This is a genomic window from Helicobacter sp. MIT 21-1697 (assembly GCF_026241255.1).
GTDB lineage: Bacteria > Campylobacterota > Campylobacteria > Campylobacterales > Helicobacteraceae > Helicobacter_C.
The window spans coordinates 134,777-155,939 of the sequence record NZ_JAPHNC010000001.1 but is presented as its reverse complement, the minus strand read 5'-3'; the positions used below and the strand labels follow the sequence as shown (position 1 = coordinate 155,939).

Sequence of the window (21,163 nt, the reverse complement as noted above, 5' to 3'; positions counted from 1 at the left end):
GCTCATCGTGCAAATTCAACCGCTCTTGTTTCTCGTATAACGCTCACTTTGATTTCTCCGGGATATTGCAAAGTAGATTCTATTTCTTTAGCAATTTTTCGCGCAAGGATAACACTTTGCCCATCACTTACTAAATCTGCACGCACAATCACGCGTACTTCGCGTCCTGCATTAATTGCATACGCTTGTTTTACGCCAATTTTATCCATAGCTATGCGTTCAATATCTTGCATACGTTTTAAGAAATTCTCTAACGCTTCTCTTCTCGCTCCCGGACGCGCGGCAGAGAGTGTATCTGCTGCGCATACTGCTGCGCATTCAATACTCTGAATCTCCTCATAGCCGTGATGGGCTTTAATTGCATTAATAACCACAGGGTGCTCTTTATAGCAAGTGCAGACTTCTACGCCCAAATCTACGTGGCTACCGCCTAGCTCTTGTGTGAGTGCCTTGCCAATATCGTGCAAGATTCCAGCCCTTCGTGCAAGTTTTTCATCACCTCCGAGCTCACCTGCAATAATTGCCGCAAGATTAGCTACCTCAATGGAATGCCCAAGTGCATTTTGTCCAAATGACGCACGATAGCGCATTTTACCAAGCAAAAATTTCAATTCTGGGTGCATATAACCAAGCTCCATATCAAGCACGATATTTTCACCATCTTGACGCATTTGTTCGTCCATCTCATCTTTTACGCGTTCATAGACTTCTTCAATGCGTGAGGGCTGAATGCGCCCATCTTCAACAAGTTTCTCTATCGTTTTTGTTGCAATAGCACGGCGATAGAGATTAAAACTACTTAAAATAATGCTGCCGGGTGTATCATCAACAATCACATCAACACCACTAATTGTCTCTAAAGTCTTGATATTGCGCCCTTCTTTGCCAATAATGCGACCTTTAAGCTCATCATTAGGGAGATTAATCACATTGACCAATCGTTCAGTGGCAAAATCTCCCGCATAGCGCGTAGTAGCTTGAGCCAAAACAAAATTTGCCTTTTTTTTAGCCTCCTCATACGCTTGTTTTTCATATTGACGAATAAGAAGTGCTTTCTCATCAATAAGCTCCTCTTCAAGATGAGAGAGCAAAATATTCGTGGCTTCCTCTCTTGTCATTTGAGCATATTTTGAAAGAACATTAAGCATCTCTTTTTTGATATGCTGATATTCTTGCTTAAGCTTATCTTGCTCTCCTTGAGAGCGCAAAAGGCGCACTTTAAGTTCAGTAATTTCTTGCTTTTCTTTTTCTACCTCTTGCTTTTGATGATTGAGTTGCGCATAACGATTGCTTTCTTCTTTATCAAGTTTAGCAAGGCGAGATTCATAATCTTTGTGCAATGTTGCACACTCTTGCTCATATTCTTGCTTTAAGCGCATTTGCTCTTCTTTCATCTGGATATGATGATTTTGAAGTATATTTTGCGCCTCATATTCAATCGCCTTAGCCTTAGCTTTAGCCTGCTCAATAATCATTTGCGAATTAGAATGAAATATCTTTCTGCTGATGAGATATACACTCACGCCGACTAATAACCCAAAGATTATGCTTCCTATTGCATACCATACTCCCATTGTGCTTCCTTATACATAAAGCTGATGGTGTAAAAAAACAATCCCCCTGCACATCATAGTGCTCTGTAATAACGCTTGGAGCGTAATTTGGACTTCTTGCTACGAAAATAGTATGAACTTTGCCTTTAAGATGGGACATAAATCTATCATACATACCCCTCCCAAAACCTATTCGTCTAAAATGCTTATCAATGCCCAAAACGGGGATAATCACCGCATCAGCTTTTATTAATTTAAATATAGAATTGTTTGACTCATAAATGCCGTATTTATTTTTATGAAACGGCATTCGTAATGGTATCATTTTAAAGCTAAGTTCTTGTATAAAAGGAACAAAAACACGATATTTTTTTTTGCGAAGTTCGCAAATAAGAGGAAAAATATCCACTTCATTGCCAAAAGGCATATATACGAGGATATTGCGAACACTTTTTGCTTGTAGATATGACAAAAGGAATCTATTTAAAGATTTATCTGCAAAATATCCATAAATGGAGCGTTGTTTTAATCGTGCCTTTGCACTTAATCTAAAGTCTTGTTTGGTAATTGTTAATCCTTTTTTTGGATATAATGATACCCAAAACATAAAAATGGCAAAACTAAAAATGGAGAGTTAAATAATATGAAAATAGCACAGATTCTCAATATTGGGCATATTGCACCCTCGCTTATGGGGCTTTTATTAATTGCGATGTTAGGAGCGTGTAGTGATGAAGGTGATAGAGACAAAGATGTTTTTGGCTTTGAGGGAAATAAAGATGAGATTTTGAGCATTGAAGTTACAAATACTCAAAATGAATCTTTACGTTTTAAGACAAATCAAACTCAAAGCATTTTTAAAAGTGAAACACAACGTCCTACTTTGCTCTTTTTTATTTCTAAAGATTGTATTCAATGCCAAAATGAATTGCTCCATATTTTGGATTTATATAACAAATATCAAGAATTTATCTCTATCATCGCTATTAGCCCAAAAGATGATATTGCGCATCTTCAGCAAGAAATTGATACTCTCAACCCGCAGTTTAAGCTTTATGCTCCCACAGATAATAAAAATCTACTTAATTTTCTTAATAAAGATGACAAGCAAAGCTATATTGCACTCTATGATACACAAGGGGAAAAAGTCATTGATTATGTAGGACTTGTGCCAGAAGAGATGATAGAGCTTGATATACGTTATCAGATTCAAGACCAGCTTGATGCAAAAGCCCAAAGCGAGATGCAAAATCTCACTCCACAAGAACAAGAAGATATGGAAAATATCCCAACACAAGAAGCGCAATGATTTCAGCCCTTAGCAAAACGCTTCAAAAAACTACTCAAAATATTACTTCGCTTCTTGGCTCTAAAAAAGACAAATGCTCTAAAGAAGAGCTAGAAGAGATTCTTATTGAATGCGACCTTGAATACGAACTCATAGAATCTTTGCTTGAAAACCTCCCCCCTTACACATCGCGTGAAACATTAAATAAAGAACTTTTAAAATTACTTGATATAAAAGATACTTCATCAAACTTGCCCAATATACCACCCAAGCCTCTTGTAACGCTTATTGTGGGCGTAAATGGTGCAGGCAAAACCACCACGATTGCCAAACTTGCCCACCTTGCCCAAACACAAAACAAAAAAGTAATGCTAGCAGCAGGAGATACATTTCGCGTAGCAGCAATAGAACAACTTAAACTCTGGGGAGAAAAGCTCCATATTCCAGTAATTGCAACCCAACATATGCACGACCCAAGCGCAGTAGCATTTGATAGTATCAATTCTGCAATTGCGAAAAATATTGATGAGCTCTATATAGATACAGCGGGACGCTTACATAACCAAACAAATCTTAACAACGAGCTTTTAAAAATTGTGCGCGTAAGCCAAAAGGCTCTTGGAGACAAACCTTTGCGCAAATTTCTTGTTCTTGATGGCACACAAGGAAGTTCGGCTATAAATCAAGCACGAGCATTTTCACAAAATATTGATTTTGATGGTATCATCATTACAAAGCTTGATGGCACAAGCAAGGGCGGTGCGCTCTTTAGTATCGTAAGCGAACTAAACATTCCCATTTTATACATTGGTATAGGCGAAAAAGCAGATGATCTTGTTTCTTTTGATTCTAAAGAATATGTCAGAATCTTACTTGATAGCATTTATCAAGGAAATTAATGGCAAAAAAAACCTCTGTTTTTGAATGTCAATTTTGTGGGTGGCAAAGTGCAAAATGGCTTGGCAAATGCAGTAGCTGCGGGAGCTGGGATTCTCTTATAGAGCTTAAGCCTACTCAAATAAAAATCATACAATCCACCAAGTCCAATCCTCAAAGTTCATCAAATGCTATCCCTATCACACAAGTAAGCTTTGAAAACATTGAACGTTTTAGTTCCTTTGAAGAAGAGTTAGATATTGTATTAGGTGGAGGCATTGTCCCGGGTGGGCTATATCTCATAGGTGGGAGTCCGGGAGTAGGAAAATCCACGCTTTTACTCAAAATCGCTGGAGAAATTGCTAAAAAAGCTCACAAAAAGATTCTCTATGTGAGCGGTGAGGAAAGTGCAGGACAAATCAAAATGCGTGCTTCTCGGCTTGGGGCAATAAGTGAAGCATTATTTTTACTCAATGAAATTGATTTGCATATCATTCAAAATGCACTTAATGAGCAAGAATTTGCTCTATGTGTGATAGATTCTATCCAAACGATTTATTCACCCGATATTACTTCTGCACCCGGTTCTATCTCGCAAGTGCGCGAAGTTACTTTTGCACTTATGAGACTTGCCAAAGAGCGCAATATAAGCATTTTTATCATTGGGCACATTACCAAAGAAGGCTCAATCGCTGGACCTAGAATCTTAGAACATATGGTAGATTGTGTGCTATATTTTGAAGGGGACCCCAGCCGAGAGCTTAGAATGCTAAGGGGATTTAAAAACCGCTTTGGCACGACAAGTGAAATTGGCATTTTTGAGATGAAAGAGGGAGGATTAGTAAGCGCTAAAAATGCTTCAAAACTTTTTTTTACACAAAAAAGTGCTCAAGCAGGGAGTGCCATAGCTGTGATACTTGAAGGGAGTCGTGCGCTTGTTATTGAGATTCAAGCACTCGTATCTGAATCTGCTTATCCTAAACGCTCTTGCACGGGCTTTGATACTAATCGCCTTAATATGCTCCTTGCCCTTTTAGAGCGCAAACTTGAACTTCCGTTAGGACGTTATGATGTCTTTGTCAATGTCGCAGGAGGCATTAAAATCAGCGAACCAAGCGCAGACCTTGCCGTAATTGCAAGCATCATCTCAAGCTTCCGCAATAGAGTGCTGAATGCAAAAACCGCTTTTATAGGTGAAGTCTCGCTCGTAGGCGATATACGAGAGGTAAGCAATATTGATACGCGCTTAAAAGAGCTTGAGAGCTATGGATTTAATAAAGTCATACTTGCTAAAAAACCATCTAATCCACCATCTACGCTTAAATGTTTTGAAACAAATGAGGTAAGCAGAATCTTAGAATGGATGTGAAATTGTCAAATTATTGATACAATGACAAAATTTTGATTTTTGTAAAAAAATGCTATAATTTTACCCTACAAAAATTGGGGGATTTGGGGGATAATTTTTTGGGGGATAATTTTATGAATCTATTTGCAATGAATGGGGGGGGGGGCATATAATCGTTCCAAAACAATACGCATTTTTAAAGCAAAAGGCTTAAGATTTGCTCTTGTTTATAATTTAGGAAAGAAAAAAAGAGCTTTTCAACAAACTGCTTTCTATCAACATTTCTTTCAAAAGGTAGAAATGCTCTTTCTTATCTTTATATCTCATAATCCTCATAAATTTGGTGTGTATAAGATTCTAAAGAGATTTCATATTGTAACTACTCATAATCCAACTTTAGTTTTTATCTCTCAATATTATGAGGAGATTAACTCTTGGATAGAATCCATTGAGTTTAAAGAGCAATACCTTGAAACAAATCACCCTTATCCCCCAATGCTAAATCCTAAAAGATTGAGTGCAAGAAATTCTAAGAACAAAGAACAAGAAAGTTTAGAATCCAAAAGTATAGTGGAGATACAACCCTATCCCAATCTAAGCTATAACAATCTCTCTGCACAAATTGCTTGGGATTTGAACTTGCCTCTGCCTCCGTATTATCAATTTGTATATTGGGGAAGTCACGGCACGGGAAATACAGGATTACATACATTCTTAAACTATTGTGGAATGAGTAGTTGTTGCTATGAGCGAGGGGGAGCTAACATATATAAAGGATATTTTAAACAAATAATCAATCATTATAATGAGCAAAGAAAATATATTTATCTTGCTATAAGAATCTATATTGAAGATGAGAAATTTTATGCTTTGATTTCTAATGTGCCTTCATTAAATTTGGTGCGAGACCCTATAAGTATGTTAAAGCATTATATGGGAGTAAAAAGAGCCACAAATAAACAATGTCGCACTATTACTTTATTAACAAACCCTGATGAAATCTGTCAAAATCTCGTGCAATATGGCAATGGTGCTAAATATCCTCCACTTGAGCTAAGTGAATATTGGATAAATTTTAAATATATGTGTTTCCACGACACCCAACTCAAAAATGCTTTGATTAATCTTCAAGATTCTATTATTATAGATATGTCTGAAATTGTAGGAGAGAGAGCCTTTGAAACAATAAAAAGATTATCTCAAAGCTTAGGATTCCCTGCACCAAAAGAAGAGGAGAGGGAGAGGTTTAAAGAAAATATTTCACAATATAATGCACTACTCCCCTTAAGTCTTTTTATCAAATCCAAAAAGAAAAATATATATATTTATCTTATGGATAAAGTGTATAAAGATGACAAAGTGTATCAAAACCTCACTCCCTTTCTTTTTAACCAAGATTGCTTTTATGACAGAATCATTGTATGTGCAAATAAAAAAGACTTTGAGATTCTAAAACAAGATACAAAGATATTAGAGGAAGTTAAAGATTATCTTTTAAGATTTATTCAAAGATTACAAGAGCAAAAAAACATAGAGGATACAAAGAAAATTACAGAATCTCAAGTGCTAGAGTATTTAAGAGAACATAAAGATTTAAGGATAAGATTTAAACATATCTTAGATGAGCATTTGGCGTATATTAAAAAAGAGCGTCCTGATATTGTGGAATCGTGGAAATATTATCAAGAATTTGAGAGAATGTGTGAGGAGTGAAACTTAAGCGATTCTCAAACTTGAAACTTTGCACACATAAAGGGGCTTTGATTCTGTAAAATGGTGCCGAAGGTCGGACTCGAACCGACACAGGGTCGCCCCTACTAGATTTTGAGTCTAGCGCGTCTACCAGTTTCACCACTCCGGCGTAAGTTATAAAGATTCCAAACTATGGGATAAATTGGATTCTATTATAGAAGTATGGTGCGCTGAGCGAGACTTGAACTCGCACGGGTCGCCCCGCCACCCCCTCAAGATGGTGTGTCTACCAATTCCACCACCAGCGCAAACTCCCCGCTATGGGGAGAAATCAATTAAGAAAGAAAAGGATTAGCGTAAAGAGCAATAAGAGCTAAAACCAATGTATAAATTACTTGTGCTTCAATCAAAGCAAGTGCAATAAACATTGTTCCGAGCAATTTACCGCTGATTCCGGGATTACGCGCTGTTCCTGAAATTGTCGCAGCAGCAGCGTGTCCCATACCAATAGCACCACCAAGCGCTGCTATACCCAGACCAATAACAGCACCAGCGACTGAATATGATTTAATCATATCTAATCCGCTTACTTCTGCACCAAAGGCAAAGCCTACCATTCCTAAACATAAAAGAGCCAAAAATTTCATTTTACACCTCGTTTTTTATCTCAAAGCCCGTTCGGATTCATTCCCCTACTTGATACTTTGGAGGCTAGATTATGCCTAAGATTTAATAAAAAAAACATTAATTGCTAGATTCAACAAGCCCTAGCTCTACTTTGTTCTTATTTTGTGAGAGAATCTCACATTCTAGCTCACTTACATTATGGAAAATCTCACTTAAATGTTGTGTCCTATCTTTTGTGATTTTGCTGATATGAATAAGCCCATCGCCCCCACGTGGCAGCTCAACAAATATACCAAAATCAACAATTTTTTTAATTTTGCCTACAAATCGCTCACCTACCATATAACTTTCCCAATCTACTTTTTCATATTCTTTCTTTGCTCCTGTGCTTTCCACAAGCTGCAAAATAAAAGCTTTTGCCCCTTGGAGATTCTCTACATTACTCCCGCTCACGCTCACCATACCACTCTCACGCACCAAATCAATGCTTACTCCAAATCGCTCAATAATATCTTTTATTACCCTCCCACCAGTGCCAATAACCTCAACTATCTTGTGCGGAGGAATCATAAAACTCTCGCTTTTTGGCAAAATTGCATCATTGAGGACAATCTTTGCGCGAGCTTCTTCCATAATTGCCAAAATCTGCTGCCTTGCCTCTTTTGCTTGAAAGAGTGCTTGAGAGAGAATCTCTTGTGTAACCCCGCCAAGTTTAATATCCATTTGCATCGCACTAATACCTTTATATCCCCCAGCTACCTTAAAGTCCATATCACCATCGTGATCTTCTAATCCACTAATATCTGTCAAAATTGCATATTGCTCATCTTGTGTAACAAGCCCCATTGCCACACCTGCAATCAAAGATTCTACTTGTATGCCACACGCACATAATGCCAAAGAGCCACCGCATACACTTGCCATTGAGCTTGAGCCATTAGATTCTAAAATCTCTGAAACAAGGCGAATTGTTTTATCCTGCTCTTGTACGCTTGATTGCAAAGCGCGTTTAGCTAAATTGCCGTGTCCTAACTCTCTGCGCCCAACAGAACCTATCATACTTGCTTCACCTACACTAAAACTAGGGAAATTATAATGAAATAAAAATCGCTTTTTGAGTGCATTTTTGCTCCCAAGCATTTCGTAATTTTGTGCGTCATTATCCCCACCAATGGTAGCACTCACAAGTGCTTGAGTTTGTCCTCGCGTAAAAAGCACACTTCCGTGCGCAAATGGCAAAATATTTGTTTGAATGCTGATAGGGCGCACATCTTTAAGTCCGCGTCCATCAGCACGAATGCGAGATTGTAAAATCATCTCACGCACAAGCTTTTTCTTATATGCCATAATGTGCTCTTGCACCTTTTTTTCATCTTCAATCTCACATTCACGCACAACTTGCCTTATCAGTGCCTTAAGTTGAGTGTGGCGTTCAGATTTTGCCATATGTGTAAGAGCCTCTGTAATAGAAGTGTGATAACGCGTTTGAATAATATGTAATAGCTGCTCATCAAGCTCATTGTTGGGTGATTCAAAGGCAAAAGGCGGTTTTTTATAAGGAGCAAAATGCTGATGATAGGTTTGTGTAGCATTTTTAAGATAATTTTTAGCATATTCAAGAGCCTCAAGCAAATGCTCTTCGCTTAATTCATTTGCTCCGCTTGCAGTTCTTATGCTTTTCATTTCAATCATAAGAAGCTCATCGCCCCGCCCTGAAACAAATAAATCAAGCTCACTCTCACCTAGTTGTTCCATTGTGGGGTTAATAATAAAATGCCCATCTTTACGCCCAATACGCACCCCTGATACTGCCTTATCACGCAAACTCTGCAGTGGCAAATCTGATACATAAAGTGCGCACGCAGCAGCATTAAGGGCATTAAGCTGCAAATCACTTTTGCCATCATAACTTAAAACCATAACGACAATAGAAGTCGTATAAGTATAGCCCTTAGGAAAAAGCGGACGCAAAGTGCGGTCAATAAGCCTTGAAGTAAGAATCTCAAACTCGCTTGGTTTGCCCTCACGCTTTATAAAACCAGATGGAAATTTATTATTTGCGTAAGTTTTTTCAATATATTGCACACTCAAAGGCAAAAACTCATCATCATACTTTTCATTCTCTTGTGTGCAGATAGTTGCTAAAAGCACACTTCCTCCATTTTGATAAAGTATGCCCCCATTTGCAGCTTGTGCAACATAATTAAAACTATATTGCTCGCTAAGATTGTCAAATTCAAGTTCAATACGTTGCATTATGTATCCTTTTGTGTTGTAGTTTGGTTTAATGCTTCCTCAAATGCTTCATCATCAAGCATATTTAAATGCGGAAAATAATGTGAAGTGCTTACATAATTTTCAAGAGGATAAGGACAACAGACATCATCGCAAATCTCACATAAAAAATCATAAACACTCTTTGGCATTACAGGTGCAATGACACAAAGACTTTTTGCTTTCATATTCATACAAGTCTTAATTGCTACACCCATACGCAAACCCGTCTCTATACCAATATCAAAGAGTAGCACATCTTTACCTTTCAACGATTCCAAACCTTCACCTTTTTTGAATTGATATAAAGAAGGCAAGATAACCTCTTCATATTGTCTTTGTGCTTCATTATAAACATAATCAGGGCTAATATCAAAAGCATTGACTAAATTTTCATTAATCAACATTTCCATATCTTCACTTACCACAGCAATAGGACATTCTGGATTAAGCGGAGAGGCAATAGTTTGAGTAAAAAGAAATTCCATTGGAATCTTTAGTTTTTGAGCAAGCGTATGCGCAAGTATCACTCCTTCACGCCCTATGCTTATTAAAATCGCATTAGATAAGGGAAGACTTTTGATATTTATCGCATCAAGCAAAGGTTTTAAGGCATCTTCTGTGTGCTCAAATACAACATTTTGCATTCTTAACCTCTCTTTATTCTTTGAATCTATAAGTTGCGCCAATGCTACTCAAGGGCACAAAACGAAATTCAAGCTTAACATATTGATTTGTAATAGGTGTAATCTGATTATCGGCTGTCAAGGTAGGACGCACATCTTGAGCAATTTTTAATCCTATGCCAAAACAACGAATATCTTTAGAAATTGTAACATACCAATCCTTTAAATACCCAAGTCCTACATCATAACCTACATTTGTATTTAAATAAAAATATCCAAAATCATAGCCCAAATTGCCGCGAAGAAAGCCTGTATTGTTGCTATTATTCTCTTGTTGGGAATATAAACCTGATGAAAGATATAATGGGTCAAGTTTGAAATAAAAAGTCAGATTAGAATCTAACCCCCATTTATTAAATGAGGCATTTACTGATGCTTCACTAAAAGTATTGCGCGAATAAGAATAAAATGTTGAAGCACTTAGATTCAATCCCCCAATAGGTGAAAACCCGAGTTCATTACGCAACACTTGATTTCTTGTTAAAAAATTATCGTTGATAAAAAGTCGCTGATATATCCGCCAATAAAACAATTCTTTACCATTTTTGCCATAAAAATACTGCGAAAGTTTTAAATCTACTTTGTGTTTGTTTTTCACAATATCAACAATATCGCTTGGATTCCAATATATTTTTAAAGATTCAGGATTGTGATTATTCTCTTCAAGTAATTTATTGTATGCCTCATATCTATCATCGGCAATAGCATCAGAAGTATATTTGTATAATGCTCCGCTAAAAAGTGCTTCAAAGTGCATAGAATGAAAAAAATGTTTATAAGGACGAGCAATATCAGAGTTAAGGGAAATATTATAGCTACTGACACTATAATTGATATTTTTATCCAATGTTTGTCTCATAGCATCTGTAATATTTTGTGCATCTTCAAGTAAAACTGAAGTAGCATACATATCTACATTTGCTCCTATGGAAAAATAATCTTTAAAAAAAGGAAATGCGACACCTAAGGGTAGCGAGAAAGTATTTTGAAAATATTTATAACCAGAAGCACGAGTAACATATTTGCTCTGAAAATCAAAAGTATAGAGGAGATTTCTAAAAAATAGAGAATCTGTATAATGATGATAATGTATTTGTGGCAAAGATTGAAAAGTATTGACATTGTTTTCTTTAGAAAGGTCAAGGTAATATTTAAAATAAGTGCCAAAATAATGCTTGTTGGTATTGATAAAATAATTAATACGCGATTCATATAGACGCGTATTAAAAGCTCCATTAAGGCTTTTTAATCGCATATACTCAAGGTCATTCATATAAGTAATATCTGTATAGAATCCATCACTTGCATATTCATTATGAGATGTAAGAATATCTTGTGTTTTGTATTGGAAAGTTCCACCATAAATATGTTGATTCTTAAGGTTATTGCTCCTCATATATTCATCGTTATTTTGAAAATATCGTCCCTTAAAAGTTGCGATATGATTTTCCTTATCTGCAAAACGAAACTCTACCTCTCCACCATAACCGCGTTGTGTTCTTATTTGTGGAGAAAGTGTCATATCCCAACGATTAAAAGGTGCAATAAACAAAGGCTGCATATACATAAAACCCTGCTTATTGCTAAAAGACATTTCAGGAGAGAGCAATCCGCTTTTTCTTACATTGCCAGTAGGAGCGAAAAAATAAGGAAAATAAAACACAGGCAAAGCCCCAATATAAAATCTTGGATTCCATACGCTCATATATTCTTTTTGCGCATTGTATGTACCAGAACTCACATTTAAATGCCATAATGGATATTGGATATCGCAACCTGAAATCACTCCTTTTTTGAAAGTATAATAATTATCTTGTCCTTCACCTTGTTTTGCCATAATCCAAATGCCCATTGTGCTTTGCAAATAAAGATTGCTCATAATCGTATGTTTATCATCTAAAGTTATATCCACACGTTCTACATCAAGATATAAAACATTGCCTTGATAGACTTTTGCACCACCTTCAAGATGCACTTCTTTGCTCTGTTTGTCATAAATAATCTTTTGTGCCACCATATACGCATCACCATAGAGTAAAAAAGCATTACCCTCTGCAGTGATAATATCACCACTTGCACTCACATTATCAGCAGATAAATCAAACATATCTGCTTTTTTTTCCGCATACAAAGGCACAAAAGCACCCAAGCACGCAAAAAACAACCCTACAATGAAATGTGCTCTCAATATGCAATCACCAAAGTCTTTGCCAATCTATCGTGCAAAGTGCGAAAAAGTGTATCGCCAAAGCCAAACACATAAGTAATAAAAAGCAAACTCTCGCCTATATATTTAGCACAAGCGCGAAGGAGCGAAAAAATAAAATTTGGCTTATCAAGCAAATCCACGCTTACTACGCGTATTTTACACAAGATTTTACCAATACTCCCTCCATAAAAATACACAAAAAGAGTGTCATAGCTAATTTTGAGAATCCATATCTGCCATATATAAGCCATAACAAAGGCTCTTAAAGTAGTATAATTCACATTTCCTTGTGTATCACTCATTTGCGAAAGCGTATCAGTGTGAATCAAAGTAAAAATAAGAGAGAGCAAAAATACATCTATAAACCACGCTAAAGAACGCAAGGCTTTATCAGCAAGCTGGATATTTTCCCTCTCAAGGAGTTCTAAAATTTTATCATCTGTATTCATAGTGCCAAAGCTCTATAAGCAATATCTTCACGAAAGTGCATACCCTCAAAAGACACACTTTTGAGAATCTCATAAGCATTATTGCGCGCTTGTTGAATACTTGAGGCGATTCCTACTGCTAAAAGTACTCGCCCGCCACTTGCTAAAAGTCCGCCTTGTGAATCACTGCTCACTCCAGCATACACGATATGCCCTAGCCTTTCATCAAATGCTTGAATGCGAATTGGCACACTTGCGCTTGATACATAAGGATAATCTTTTGATGAAGCTACCACTGCCACAGCATATTGCTCCTTGAAGATACATTTTAATTCTCTTATCCTGCGCTCAATAGTATATGTAATAATATCAAGCAAAGGCGTTTGCAACAAAGGCATAAGCACTTCACATTCAGGGTCTCCAAATCGCACATTAAATTCAAGTAAATAAGGCTCTAGCTCATTATTTTTCTTTACCACCATAATCCCGCCAAAAAGCACTCCTTCAAATGGTGTACCCTGTTTTTTCATTGCTTGCAGTGTAGGAGCTATAATATTTTGGCGAATCTTTCGCATTAGATTCTCATCACATAGAGGTGTCGGCGTATAAGCTCCCATACCCCCTGTATTTGGACCCTTATCACCTGTCAGGAGGCGCTTGTGATCTTGACAAGCAGGAAGCATAACAAAGTCCTCTCCATCACAAATAGCAAATACAGAGAGTTCATAGCCCTCTAAAAATTCCTCCACAACTACACATTTTCCCGCCTCTCCAAAAGCTGTGCCAGAGAGCATATCTTGAGTAGTCTGCTTTGCCTCCTCATAACTTTGGGCAATAATCACGCCTTTGCCCGCGCACAAACCATCAGCCTTTATCACAATAGGGGGAGTAAGTGTGTCAATAAACGCACAAAGTGTTTGAAAGTCGCTTGATTGCATATAACGCGCTGTGGGAATGTGAGCCGCACTCACAAAATCTTTCATAAATGCTTTGCTTGTTTCTAAACGAGCTGCTGCTTTTGAAGGGGCAAAAACGCGCACATTATGGCTTCTTAGATAATCGCTTAATCCCTCACCTAGAGGTGCTTCAGGACCTATGATAACAAGTGTGATATGATGAAATGTGATAGATTCTAAAAGTTCTTGTGGGTACGCGTAGGTAAGATTTGTGCCAAGTAGGTGCGTTGCTCCATTGCCGGGGGCAAAATATAAAGTCTTTACTCTGTTGTCTTCTTTAAGTACTCGCCCTATGGCATACTCACGCCCTCCATTGCCGATGATGAGTATATGCTCTTGCATTGTTATCCTTAAAATATTGAAGTAGATTCTATAACCCCAAATGAGCGTTACCCCAATGTGCGTAGCCTAAAAAAGCCACAAATAGGGCTAAGAGAATCTTCTTAGGCGGCAAATCCTCACTACTTCAAATAGCTCAAACGGAAACACCGACACACAAAGACTACTACGATTAACCCAACAATCTTTTAGTAACAGACTAGCGATGTGAAAGGAAAGGCGCGTCATCTAGGTAAAATTATTATAGCAAAGATAAGCTTAAAAGCCCATACCTAGCTCCAAAGTAAGTGTGAAATTTTGATTTGCTGGATAGAGAACATTTAAGCCATTCTCTGCAAGAATACTTTGAGAATCTTCAAGGCAAAAATACTTCGCCTTAAATCGCGCAAAAAGAGGGTATCGCTCACCATAACTAAGCCCCACAGAAGCTTGTGTAAGAAATCCTTGCGTGTTTAAGCCATTTCTAAAAAGTCCTTTATGCTCCAAAGCAGCAAAATTATACACACCAAGCGCATAATAAACCCCTAGAGCATATTCAAATCTTATATTCTCTAAAAGTGTAATATATCTTTGTGCGATATTTACCCCAAAGCCCACTATGCCCATACTTAGTCCATTTGGAGAGCTGCTAGAATTGAGGTTATACATCTCTATGGGGATTGCAAAGCCTAGAAAAAGCGGTTTATTCAGTGAGCCAAGATTTAATCCAATATCACCAAATGCGCTAAAAATCGTGCCAAACCCACGATTTGTGCTTAATATATGATGTGTGCTTTGTGTGTGAAAATCCATAAAGCTTAAAGCCGCCTCTACATTGCCATAAAACTCTCTATCATACCACAAAGCACCCCCACCAAAGCCTCCACCTACACCGTTTATATCTATGCTTGAAGCATAAGATGAAACATAATGTGTATGCAAAAATAAACGCCCATCAGTGCAACTCTTTTGCCCACATTCAAAGCCAAAACTTACGCAGACAAAACAAACATAAAAAATAAAAGAAACCAAAAAATGTGTGCTCTTCATAAAATCTCTTTTTATCAAAATTACATAATAACACTCATATTATAAATACTCTCACTTAAAAAAGTATAAGTCCTTTATAGAGGTAGATTCTTCATTTTAAGCCACGATTTTGTAAATATTTTATAGAATCTGCCTTATAAAAATCACAAGGAATCGCAATGCAAAAAGCGCCAAATAAGCCTATTTCACAAGAATACAAATTTACGCTCAAAAGTATGCTCAAATTTGAAATCATAAGCTTTTTGGGACGAGCTTTTTTATCGCATTTGCCTTCGCGCACACCTGCTTTTCACAAACTCAATGCCAAAGGAGAGAAAAATTATCTCAATCTTGGCTGTGGCGCTCAATTTAAGCAAACAATGGGGGGGGGGGTATAATATAATTAATGCTGATTTTTTCTCGCATTTTAAACCCTATAAAACCTACTCTCTCCCTATGCCACAATGGCAGCTTGATTTGCGCTATCCTCTACGATGTCCTTCTCATACCTTTGATGGCGTATTCTCCGAACACACATTAGAGCATTTATATATTGATGATGCCATTGCTCTGCTTAGAGAGGTTTTTCGGATTCTAAAACCCAATGGCACAATTCGCCTAAGTGTGCCTGATTTGGGATTTCACATTGAACAATATTTGCGCGCAAAAGAAGATTCTGTTGCAAAGCCTCTAGCGTGCGAATACATAAGAAAACTCACGCAAGAATATCTCCATTTGAGCGTATGGGATTATGATAGGTTAGCCTATACACTTGAAGCGGTTGGTTTTGTGGATATTGAGCGCTCCTCCTTTGGGAATGGACGCGATACATTATTGCTTTTTGATGCCAAAGAGAGAGCTTTTGAAAGCCTTTATATAGAAGCAAGTAAGCCCAATAAAGCTTTATAACTCACTGCCCATATCCCACACCACAAAGATATAAACCATTGGGACTTAGAGGATAGGTATAATGCTGTTTTTTGGATTCTATTTGTTCCTTTAAAGCATAAATACTTAACTCCCCGCGACTACACGCAAGTGCTGCACCTACCATAAGCCGCACCTGTGCGCGTAAGAATCCGCTGCCTCGCACATATACCACATCTACATTTTTATGCGTATAATGCCTGCACACAAAAATAGTGCGGACACAATTTTTTGTATGTGAGCCATTTTTTTTAAACAATATAAAATTATGTTGCCCCACAAATGCTTGAAGCGCATTGGCAAAAAGGATTCTATCACCTATTTTTTCATAAGTTACATAAGGCGAGATAAAGGGAGAAGGACGATTTGGAGAGAGCAAAAAGCGATAAGCACGCCAGAGTGCATCAAAACGCGGGTGAAAATCCTCATCTACAATGTGCAATGAACGCACCATAATATGAGGATAGAGCTTAGCATTAAGCAAAAGACGCAAGGATTCTATATCTTGAGTTTGAGGAGATAAAAAATGCTTACTTTGAAAACATATCACCTGCCTTGTGGCGTGCACCCCTTTGTCTGTGCGTCCTGCTCCGATAATATCACTCCTAATGCCCACACGAGCAAACCCCTCTTTAAGTGCGCTTAGCACACTTTTGAAGCGTTTATCTTTCTGTAATGCAAATCCACTAAATGCACTCCCATCATAAGCAATCACTGCCTTATAAGTGGGCATTAATAAAACTTTGTAATAAATTTTTTATAAAGTCCAAAGCCAAGCGCGCACCATATAAGAGGTATAATAATCATACCTGTGAGTGGGAAATGTTCTGAAGCAATGTGCATAAGCACAAAATATAATGCCACAGATGCAATGACATAAAAATAAGACATATTAGAGCGAAAACGAGGATTTGCAATGCCAAAAAGCGGCACAAGAAAAAGGGAGATAAGAGGAAAAAGTGAAACCATAACAGCTTGAGCAAGTTTGCGTGGCTTTTGATGAGAATCTGAAGTAAAAACATTATGCCAATATTCAAATAAATCATAACCTCTAAGCTGTGGCTCACTCACATTTTGTCGCACACTCATTTGATGATAATCCACTCTTTTTAATTCCTCTGGTGATGCAAAATAAGCACTTCCTTGTTCAAGATTAAGCTCAAATAAGCCTTGATTATTGTTTGTTTTGCCAGATTCTGCAACGATAAAAGTATCGCCCTCAAAACCATTTTCCGAAAATAAAATAAGATTCTTATAAGTGCGCTTGTGTGCGCTATCTACATACACGAGCCAATCACCGAGCTTTTGCCCAAATTCACCAGATTTGATATTCACATCAATATCTGCTTTTTTTTGCGCAACAAAATTTTTAGAGGCGCTATTTGCTAAAGGCAACATAACAAGTGAGAACACAAATAAAATAATCGTAGCAAGAATCGTGATAGGCAAAAAAAACTTCACAATATCTAAAGGTTTTGCTCCAAGCGAAAAACAAACCATTAACTCATAATCGTATGTCAATTTTGCCACGCCCAATACCAAAGCAGCAAAAAAAGTAATAGGAATAATAAAAAATAAACTACTGGGTATGAGGTATAAAAATAATGTGCCCAAATCTGCAAAACTCATTTTAATCACATAGGTGCGTCCTGCTATATCAATAAGCAATACCACAGAAGCGATAAAAAGCAAAACAAGGAAAAATGGAAAAAATATCTGTGCAAAAGATACAAAAAGATAACGTTTAAACATTAGGGATTCTCACGAATAACAAAACTAAGCCACGCTAGGTTAATAGTCGTGCCCAAAAAAATAAAAAAGCAAAAGGGCAGTTTAAGTTGTGCAAGTTGAACCCGATAAAAAAGTGCCAAAAATATAGCATACACCAATGCTGCCACACTTCCTAAAAATACGCTGATAAATGTATCAAGTGCGCCAAATGCAATGCCAAGAGAACTTAAAACGATAATATCTGCTTCCCCAACAATATCTTTTTGCACAAGGCTTTGATAAAGGATTTTAAGAGCAAAAAATATGCCCCCTACACCAAATCCCATAAGCACTCTGTGGATAAAGTTATTTTGAGAATCTATAAATGCGTAACCCACACATACTAAAAGGAGTAAGAAATTAATTGTATCAGGCACAGCAAGGCATTTAATATCAATTAATCCCAAAAGCAATAAAAGCATTAAAATAACATATATGGCATCTATACCAAACCACATCAAAGCACAAAGTGAAAAAAAACAAAGCAAAAGAAAATAGATTCTATAAATCCATAATTGAAAAATAGCACTCAGGGAAAAAGCCCTTAAACGCGTATCTTCTGAATAAAATGCAATCAAAAATACTCCGACAAAGCCAACACATAAAGAAAGCATTACAGAGATTATCATTTTAGCCTCACATACTCACATTAGGACTTCTTCTTGTATTCGGACACTATGCCATCTTGCACATCTACAAAAAGGCATTCTGACAAACTTTCACCGCCCTCAAGTATGCCATTACGCTTTCTAAAACGTTTAATAATTTGCTTTCCGCCCTCAAGCATAGGTGCAACAAGCACCCCACCCTCCTCAAGTTGATTAACAATAGTAGGTGGAATCTCCCTTACACACGCAGAAAAAAGTATAGCATCAAATGGGGCATATTCAGCCCAGCCTTTTTGTCCATCATCAAATTTAATAAAAATATTGTGAGATTCCAAACATTTAAAACGTTTCAACGCTTCTTCAAAAAGCTTATCAATGCGCTCAATACTAAAAACACGGCGAAACATTTTGGAGAGCACCATTGCTTGATAGCCACTCCCGCAACCAATTTCTAACACAGAATCTCCTCCATTTGGCGCGAGATATTCACTCATTTGCGCCACAGTCAAAGGAGAGCTAATCCATTGAGAATCTACCATAGGCAACGCGTTAATCTCATAAGCTTGATGAGCAAAAACTGCGGGCACAAACATCTCTCTATCCACAGCGCAAAGTGCAGCAACAACTTTAGGTGAAAGCGGAAAGCTTTTTTGTATTTCATCGCACATTTTTTGAGCTATTTTTTGATAATGCATTAATGAATCTCTATACCAGTATTAATATATTTTCTCATACGCGAGGTTTCACCAATATCTACTTCACACGCTACAAAATTCTTCTTATCATTTTTATACATAATGCCATAAGGCGTGATAACAGAACTTCCTTTTGCCATTGTATCATTTGAACTATTACTTGCTACTACAAAAGCTTGGTTTGCTATGGCAAGAGCTTGAGAGAGAATCTCAAAATGACTTTTGCGTGCTTTACTCCATTGAGCGCTTACAAAGATAATATCTGCCCCCTTTATTTGCTCCCATAATTCTACAAAACGCAATTCAAAACAAATTAAAGCCGCGCATTTAATACCATCAATTTCAAAAATGCTAATTTCACTTTTGTCTCCAGCTCTAAAATGCAGCTGCTCATCACCAAGCGAAAAAAGTTTGTTCTTGCTTTGCTTATGGATAATTTCACCCTTATGAAAAACTTTGAGATTATTGTAAAATCTTTTCTTTTTTTCTTCTATCATCGTTATAACAAGCGTATTGTTATATTTTGCACTACTTGCCAAAAGTCGCTCTGTGGCAATCTTTGAAAATTCGCTTGCTTCTTTCATACGTTGATATGCAAACCCACTTATCACAACTTCAGGCGCACAGATAATAGCATTTTTGCCGCATCGGGCGATAAAATCCTCCACACTCATAAGATTCTCTACAAAATCTTGTCCTGTCTTAATTTGCATACAATATAGCTTTTTAGAAATCATCAAAATTAATGCTCCCTTTTGAATAGTTAGTAACTTTTGCCTCAAAGAAATTTGTTTTTTGGTCGTTAAAACTTGCAAACTGATCCACCCACTTAATAGGATTCTTTGAGCCATAAAGTTGCGGCAAACCTACTGCTTTGAGCCGCGCATCTGCTAAATATTGGATATATTCGCGGATAATCTCTGAAGTTAATCCTAGAATCTGCCCCTGTGTGATATATTCACCCCATTGAGATTCTATCTCAACTGCCTTTTTAAACATCTCAATCACTTCCTCTTCAAGTGAAGCAGTAAATAATTGCCCTTGTTCTTTACGCAAAGAGCTAATCATATTTTGAAATAAAAGTAAATGCGTTACTTCATCGCGCTGAATAAAACGTATCATTTGCGCACTTCCTAGCATTTTGCCACTACGAGCAAGAGTATAAAAATATGAGAATCCACTATAAAAATAAATGCCCTCTAAAATCTGATTGGCAAACATAGCCTTAAGGAGATTCTGCTCATTGGGATTTTTCGCAAGCTCAATATAAACATTTGCAATGTTATCATTTTTACTTCTTAGTTGCATATCCACACGCCACATATTATAAATTTCATCAGTATTTGCCGAAATAGATTCTACCATTACTGCATAGCTTTGTGAATGCAATGCTTCCTCGTAAGCCTGACGCACAAGGATAAGATTAATCTCTGGACTTGTAATATAAGGATTAACATTATCAATCAAATTATTTGTTTGCAAAGAATCCATAAAAATCAACTGCGCTAAGGCTCTATCATAGCCTAATTTCTCTTGCGCTGTTAAACCGCCATTATAATCACGCTTATCAGGTGTCATATTTACCTCTTCAGGAAACCAAGTATTCGCAAGCATTACTTTCCATAAATTATAAGCCCATTGATATTTGATTTTATTTAAATCAAACATACTTGTGGGATTTCCGCCAAAAATCTTCCTATCAGCCACACTCTCTGTTGATTCTGGATTATAAATTTGTTTGCGAGAAATTTTTTTCATTATGGAGACCTTAAAAGTAACAAAAATTAAACGCGAAATTATATATTTTACTCCTTGAATAAATGTTGAAACCCACAAGAAAAATTAAAAAATATTGCGGTAAAAATTATTAAAAATTCAG

At 37.0% G+C, this 21,163-nt stretch carries 21 protein-coding genes and 2 tRNA genes; 6 read left to right on the top strand and 17 right to left on the bottom strand.

Annotated elements, in window-relative coordinates:
* Positions 1-2: 2 nt before the first annotated feature.
* On the bottom strand, positions 3-1,574 hold the full coding sequence (gene rny, locus OQH61_RS00790) for a ribonuclease Y (protein WP_266025330.1): 1,572 nt from the start codon (positions 1,572-1,574) through the stop codon (positions 3-5).
* Positions 1,483-2,160, bottom strand: a complete 678-nt coding sequence (locus tag OQH61_RS00785; RefSeq protein ID WP_266025329.1) for a 5-formyltetrahydrofolate cyclo-ligase — start codon at positions 2,158-2,160, stop codon at positions 1,483-1,485. Before OQH61_RS00785 ends, rny begins: the two co-directional genes overlap by 92 nt.
* A 36-nt stretch (positions 2,161-2,196) precedes the next feature.
* On the opposite strand from OQH61_RS00785, the gene OQH61_RS00780 reads away from it, so the two are divergent.
* From OQH61_RS00780 to OQH61_RS00765, 4 genes are all read left to right on the top strand, one after another.
* Positions 2,197-2,862: a TlpA family protein disulfide reductase gene (locus tag OQH61_RS00780; RefSeq protein WP_266025328.1), complete on the top strand. Its 666-nt coding sequence runs from the start codon at positions 2,197-2,199 to the stop codon at positions 2,860-2,862.
* Positions 2,859-3,740, top strand: coding sequence for a signal recognition particle-docking protein FtsY (gene ftsY / locus OQH61_RS00775; protein ID WP_266025327.1), 882 nt, complete (start codon positions 2,859-2,861; stop codon positions 3,738-3,740). The genes OQH61_RS00780 and ftsY overlap by 4 nt, the downstream gene beginning before the upstream one ends.
* Positions 3,740-5,086 (top strand): DNA repair protein RadA, encoded by a 1,347-nt coding sequence (gene radA / locus OQH61_RS00770; RefSeq protein WP_266025326.1) that lies wholly within the window; start codon positions 3,740-3,742, stop codon positions 5,084-5,086. The genes ftsY and radA overlap by 1 nt, the downstream gene beginning before the upstream one ends.
* 279 nt (positions 5,087-5,365) lie before the next feature.
* Positions 5,366-6,778: a DUF2972 domain-containing protein gene (locus OQH61_RS00765; RefSeq protein ID WP_266025325.1), complete on the top strand. Its 1,413-nt coding sequence runs from the start codon at positions 5,366-5,368 to the stop codon at positions 6,776-6,778.
* 61 nt (positions 6,779-6,839) lie between these two features.
* Here OQH61_RS00765 and OQH61_RS00760 read toward each other — a convergent pair.
* The 9 genes from OQH61_RS00760 to OQH61_RS00720 all read right to left on the bottom strand — a co-directional run bounded on the left by OQH61_RS00760 (position 6,840) and on the right by OQH61_RS00720 (position 15,305).
* A tRNA-Leu gene (locus tag OQH61_RS00760) sits at positions 6,840-6,926 on the bottom strand.
* 54 nt (positions 6,927-6,980) lie between these two features.
* Positions 6,981-7,065, bottom strand: a tRNA-Leu gene (locus tag OQH61_RS00755).
* A gap of 27 nt (positions 7,066-7,092) precedes the next feature.
* The gene (locus OQH61_RS00750) at positions 7,093-7,404 is read right to left on the bottom strand and encodes a F0F1 ATP synthase subunit C (protein WP_266025324.1); all 312 of its coding nucleotides are present in this window, start codon (positions 7,402-7,404) and stop codon (positions 7,093-7,095) included.
* A gap of 97 nt (positions 7,405-7,501) precedes the next feature.
* Positions 7,502-9,640, bottom strand: coding sequence for a polyribonucleotide nucleotidyltransferase (locus tag OQH61_RS00745; protein ID WP_266025323.1), 2,139 nt, complete (start codon positions 9,638-9,640; stop codon positions 7,502-7,504).
* Positions 9,640-10,305, bottom strand: coding sequence for a phosphoribosyltransferase (locus tag OQH61_RS00740; protein ID WP_266025322.1), 666 nt, complete (start codon positions 10,303-10,305; stop codon positions 9,640-9,642). The genes OQH61_RS00745 and OQH61_RS00740 overlap by 1 nt, the downstream gene beginning before the upstream one ends.
* Positions 10,306-10,318: 13 nt before the next feature.
* A complete protein-coding gene (locus OQH61_RS00735) occupies positions 10,319-12,532 on the bottom strand; it encodes an LPS-assembly protein LptD (protein ID WP_266025321.1) in 2,214 nt (737 codons plus the stop codon).
* Positions 12,529-13,002 (bottom strand): RDD family protein, encoded by a 474-nt coding sequence (locus tag OQH61_RS00730; RefSeq protein ID WP_266025320.1) that lies wholly within the window; start codon positions 13,000-13,002, stop codon positions 12,529-12,531. Before OQH61_RS00730 ends, OQH61_RS00735 begins: the two co-directional genes overlap by 4 nt.
* Entirely contained in the window at positions 12,999-14,279 is a 1,281-nt protein-coding gene (gene purD / locus OQH61_RS00725; RefSeq protein ID WP_266025319.1) for a phosphoribosylamine--glycine ligase, read from the bottom strand. The genes OQH61_RS00730 and purD overlap by 4 nt, the downstream gene beginning before the upstream one ends.
* 255 nt (positions 14,280-14,534) lie before the next feature.
* Entirely contained in the window at positions 14,535-15,305 is a 771-nt protein-coding gene (locus OQH61_RS00720; protein ID WP_266025317.1) for a hypothetical protein, read from the bottom strand.
* A gap of 158 nt (positions 15,306-15,463) precedes the next feature.
* On the opposite strand from OQH61_RS00720, the gene OQH61_RS00715 reads away from it, so the two are divergent.
* Positions 15,464-15,682: a hypothetical protein gene (locus tag OQH61_RS00715; protein ID WP_266025316.1), complete on the top strand. Its 219-nt coding sequence runs from the start codon at positions 15,464-15,466 to the stop codon at positions 15,680-15,682.
* Positions 15,642-16,193 (top strand): class I SAM-dependent methyltransferase, encoded by a 552-nt coding sequence (locus tag OQH61_RS00710; RefSeq protein WP_266025315.1) that lies wholly within the window; start codon positions 15,642-15,644, stop codon positions 16,191-16,193. The genes OQH61_RS00715 and OQH61_RS00710 overlap by 41 nt, the downstream gene beginning before the upstream one ends.
* A gap of 1 nt (position 16,194) precedes the next feature.
* Here OQH61_RS00710 and truA read toward each other — a convergent pair whose 3' ends face one another.
* From truA to OQH61_RS00680, 6 genes are read right to left on the bottom strand one after another with little or no spacing between them, the layout of a single operon-like run.
* Positions 16,195-16,944 (bottom strand): tRNA pseudouridine(38-40) synthase TruA, encoded by a 750-nt coding sequence (gene truA / locus OQH61_RS00705; RefSeq protein WP_266025314.1) that lies wholly within the window; start codon positions 16,942-16,944, stop codon positions 16,195-16,197.
* Positions 16,944-17,963 carry an LptF/LptG family permease gene (locus tag OQH61_RS00700; RefSeq protein ID WP_266025313.1) on the bottom strand — a complete coding sequence of 340 codons (1,020 nt, stop codon included), beginning with the start codon at positions 17,961-17,963 and terminating at the stop codon, positions 16,944-16,946. The genes truA and OQH61_RS00700 overlap by 1 nt, the downstream gene beginning before the upstream one ends.
* Positions 17,963-18,610, bottom strand: a complete 648-nt coding sequence (locus OQH61_RS00695; RefSeq protein ID WP_266025312.1) for a prepilin peptidase — start codon at positions 18,608-18,610, stop codon at positions 17,963-17,965. Before OQH61_RS00695 ends, OQH61_RS00700 begins: the two co-directional genes overlap by 1 nt.
* A 20-nt stretch (positions 18,611-18,630) precedes the next feature.
* Positions 18,631-19,284: a protein-L-isoaspartate(D-aspartate) O-methyltransferase gene (locus OQH61_RS00690; protein ID WP_266025311.1), complete on the bottom strand. Its 654-nt coding sequence runs from the start codon at positions 19,282-19,284 to the stop codon at positions 18,631-18,633.
* The gene (locus OQH61_RS00685) at positions 19,284-20,021 is read right to left on the bottom strand and encodes a carbon-nitrogen hydrolase family protein (RefSeq protein ID WP_266025538.1); all 738 of its coding nucleotides are present in this window, start codon (positions 20,019-20,021) and stop codon (positions 19,284-19,286) included. Before OQH61_RS00685 ends, OQH61_RS00690 begins: the two co-directional genes overlap by 1 nt.
* On the bottom strand, positions 20,011-21,042 hold the full coding sequence (locus tag OQH61_RS00680; RefSeq protein WP_266025310.1) for a ribonucleotide-diphosphate reductase subunit beta: 1,032 nt from the start codon (positions 21,040-21,042) through the stop codon (positions 20,011-20,013). The genes OQH61_RS00685 and OQH61_RS00680 overlap by 11 nt, the downstream gene beginning before the upstream one ends.
* Positions 21,043-21,163 lie beyond the last annotated feature (121 nt).

Bases quoted from the DNA above. Each gene is read 5' to 3' on its own strand.
- rny (WP_266025330.1), bottom strand. From the start codon at position 1,574: ATGGGAGTATGGTATGCAATAGGAAGCATAATCTTTGGGTTATTAGTC.
- OQH61_RS00785 (WP_266025329.1), bottom strand. From the start codon at position 2,160: ATGTTTTGGGTATCATTATATCCAAAAAAAGGATTAACAATTACCAAA.
- OQH61_RS00780 (WP_266025328.1), top strand. From the start codon at position 2,197: ATGAAAATAGCACAGATTCTCAATATTGGGCATATTGCACCCTCGCTT.
- ftsY (WP_266025327.1), top strand. From the start codon at position 2,859: ATGATTTCAGCCCTTAGCAAAACGCTTCAAAAAACTACTCAAAATATT.
- radA (WP_266025326.1), top strand. From the start codon at position 3,740: ATGGCAAAAAAAACCTCTGTTTTTGAATGTCAATTTTGTGGGTGGCAA.
- OQH61_RS00765 (WP_266025325.1), top strand. From the start codon at position 5,366: ATGCTCTTTCTTATCTTTATATCTCATAATCCTCATAAATTTGGTGTG.
- OQH61_RS00750 (WP_266025324.1), bottom strand. From the start codon at position 7,404: ATGAAATTTTTGGCTCTTTTATGTTTAGGAATGGTAGGCTTTGCCTTT.
- OQH61_RS00745 (WP_266025323.1), bottom strand. From the start codon at position 9,640: ATGCAACGTATTGAACTTGAATTTGACAATCTTAGCGAGCAATATAGT.
- OQH61_RS00740 (WP_266025322.1), bottom strand. From the start codon at position 10,305: ATGCAAAATGTTGTATTTGAGCACACAGAAGATGCCTTAAAACCTTTG.
- OQH61_RS00730 (WP_266025320.1), bottom strand. From the start codon at position 13,002: ATGAATACAGATGATAAAATTTTAGAACTCCTTGAGAGGGAAAATATC.
- purD (WP_266025319.1), bottom strand. From the start codon at position 14,279: ATGCAAGAGCATATACTCATCATCGGCAATGGAGGGCGTGAGTATGCC.
- OQH61_RS00720 (WP_266025317.1), bottom strand. From the start codon at position 15,305: ATGAAGAGCACACATTTTTTGGTTTCTTTTATTTTTTATGTTTGTTTT.
- OQH61_RS00715 (WP_266025316.1), top strand. From the start codon at position 15,464: ATGCAAAAAGCGCCAAATAAGCCTATTTCACAAGAATACAAATTTACG.
- truA (WP_266025314.1), bottom strand. From the start codon at position 16,944: ATGCCCACTTATAAGGCAGTGATTGCTTATGATGGGAGTGCATTTAGT.
- OQH61_RS00700 (WP_266025313.1), bottom strand. From the start codon at position 17,963: ATGTTTAAACGTTATCTTTTTGTATCTTTTGCACAGATATTTTTTCCA.
- OQH61_RS00695 (WP_266025312.1), bottom strand. From the start codon at position 18,610: ATGATAATCTCTGTAATGCTTTCTTTATGTGTTGGCTTTGTCGGAGTA.
- OQH61_RS00690 (WP_266025311.1), bottom strand. From the start codon at position 19,284: ATGCATTATCAAAAAATAGCTCAAAAAATGTGCGATGAAATACAAAAA.
- OQH61_RS00685 (WP_266025538.1), bottom strand. From the start codon at position 20,021: ATGATTTCTAAAAAGCTATATTGTATGCAAATTAAGACAGGACAAGAT.
- OQH61_RS00680 (WP_266025310.1), bottom strand. From the start codon at position 21,042: ATGAAAAAAATTTCTCGCAAACAAATTTATAATCCAGAATCAACAGAG.